Origin of the sequence: Capnocytophaga granulosa ATCC 51502 (assembly GCF_000411115.1) — a bacterium.
Classification (GTDB): Bacteria; Bacteroidota; Bacteroidia; order Flavobacteriales; family Flavobacteriaceae; genus Capnocytophaga; species Capnocytophaga granulosa.
The window spans coordinates 1-1,964 of record NZ_KE150252.1 but is presented as its reverse complement, the minus strand read 5'-3'; the positions used below and the strand labels follow the sequence as shown (position 1 = coordinate 1,964).

The window sequence follows — 1,964 nt, the reverse complement described above, 5'->3', positions numbered from 1 at the left end:
CCTCAATGACGTAATCTTTGCTTATTGGATGTTGATGCATTTCTTGTGGTTTTTTGTCCCCACCTTGCTTAATGATAGTTTTAACAGAGCTATCAGCATACCTCCTGTGGAGTACGAGTCTTGGCAGTTCCCTGCTGATTACAAACAAAGAGGAAGTATCAAGGATGAGGAAATGCGTGATTTGGTACTCATCTCTTTAGTAGTAAAGAAGGAAGAAACAGATGAGAATTTCAGTTCTTTTAGAGCAAAAGCACCCTCACGTATTGATTTTGGGAGACTTTTCTACAGTTTTGTATTAGACTACAACGAAAAACACTTTAATGAACCCATACAAACAGAAGATGACAATGGCTTGTGTCATTGGATATTCTATTTGCAACCTAAGTGGTATGAGAAAACGCGGTTTATTATCCCTGATGGCACACTTCTTTCCAATAACATCGTTGAGAACAGTGTGATATTCTGTATACGAAAAGAAGGCGTAGACAATAAACCTAAAGAAGAGGAGGAAGAGGAAGAAACCTATGAATTTCAATAGTATAACCCTAAAATAATACGCTTATGAGTCGTATATACAAAGTAAAGAAAGGTGATACCTTACAATCTATTGCTGAGAAGTTTCAAATCTCAGTAAATGACTTGCGGCATTATCACAATATGCGTTGTGAGTTATGGGAACTATTGGAACAGAAACTAACCTCTAAGACAGAGCGCATTATAGTTCCTTCAGAGGAAGAACTCGCTTCCTTGCAAGGACATCAACAGGCTGTACAAAAAGAATTAGAGCGTCCTTCGCGTTATTTGGATAAGAAGTTTTATGCAAAAAACTATTTAGTAACAGAAATACAGACTACTTCAGAGGAAGAACTAACGAATAGTTATGAACTCCTTTTACTATTAGAAAAAGCTGAGAAAGGTTGGAGTATGAACCTAAAGAGAAAATATGAAGAGGACGAAACAAAAATTGCTGACTTAGCTGTGGCTTGTATGAATGCCATAGAACCTCTAAAATATCATATTTCTGTAAATGGAGGTATTACAGATATAGATAATTACAAAGAGATTGTAACTCAATTCAAACAAAAACACAAAGATTTAGAAGACTATTTCAAAGGTGATTTTTCTAAAACTTATATTGACGCTTTTTGGAGAGGATTAGCTAATAAGGAATATATGTTAACACATCTACAAATGTCCTTTGTAAACCAAATACTCTTTCCTAAGATGGAGTGGTTTCATAAAGACAATGAAAAGTGGGAAGAGGAGTTTTGCCCCTTGTATGAGACAACATTTATACCTTATCAATTAGAATCAGAAGTAGTTTTTGAAGATAGTCAGATTATAACTACTATAAAAGGAGAGTCGCAAGAGAATTACCATCTAAAAGCTTTATTCAAAGGTCTTGTAGTAGTAGATGATAAGAACCCATTTAAAAGTGATTTAGAATTTGTATATACAACAGATAGAAAAACACAACAACTCATTAATGTTGATGCCGAGTTATCAATTGTTTATAAAGGGCATTTATATCAGAAGAATGTAATAAATATTAGAAAACCTTAAAAATAATTAGATATGAGATCAGAAAATAATACAGAAAGCACTGCTTTTAAAGAGGAAGAAGCTAAGATATTGGAACTATCTCTATTTAAAACAGGAAGTGGTAGGCAAACAAAAGTAAGCTATCAAGATACGCTCAAAGCCTTTGTTGAATGTCAAGGTTTAGAGGGAGATACTATTGACCTTTACCTATGCCAAGGCGATGAAAAAACTATAATTTGTCAGGACGTATTGGTTGATAGATACGGAATAGCAGAAACTTCTATCCCTTTACTTTCTTCTGATATAACAACTGATTTAATCATTAATCAAGAAAAAGAAAGTGGAGAGGTATATATTGCTGCTGTTTATAATGACCAAGAAGTAAAATCTGATACCTTTAAAATAACATCAGAGGTAGTAAC

At 33.9% G+C, this 1,964-nt stretch carries 3 protein-coding genes; all 3 read left to right on the top strand.

Annotated elements, in window-relative coordinates:
• The coding region (locus HMPREF9331_RS13100) for a TssN family type VI secretion system protein (RefSeq protein ID WP_016421355.1) at positions 1–538 on the top strand (538 nt) is incomplete at its 5' end.
• Between the two features lie 23 nt (positions 539–561).
• Complete coding sequence (locus HMPREF9331_RS04940; RefSeq protein ID WP_016421354.1) at positions 562–1,563, top strand: LysM peptidoglycan-binding domain-containing protein; 1,002 nt, start codon at positions 562–564, stop codon at positions 1,561–1,563.
• Between the two features lie 12 nt (positions 1,564–1,575).
• Positions 1,576–1,964 (top strand): hypothetical protein (locus HMPREF9331_RS04935; protein ID WP_016421353.1); only part of this gene is annotated, 389 nt, incomplete at its 3' end.

Coding starts and splice junctions, on each gene's coding strand:
- HMPREF9331_RS04940 (WP_016421354.1), top strand. CDS start 562: ATGAGTCGTATATACAAAGTAAAGAAAGGTGATACCTTACAATCTATT.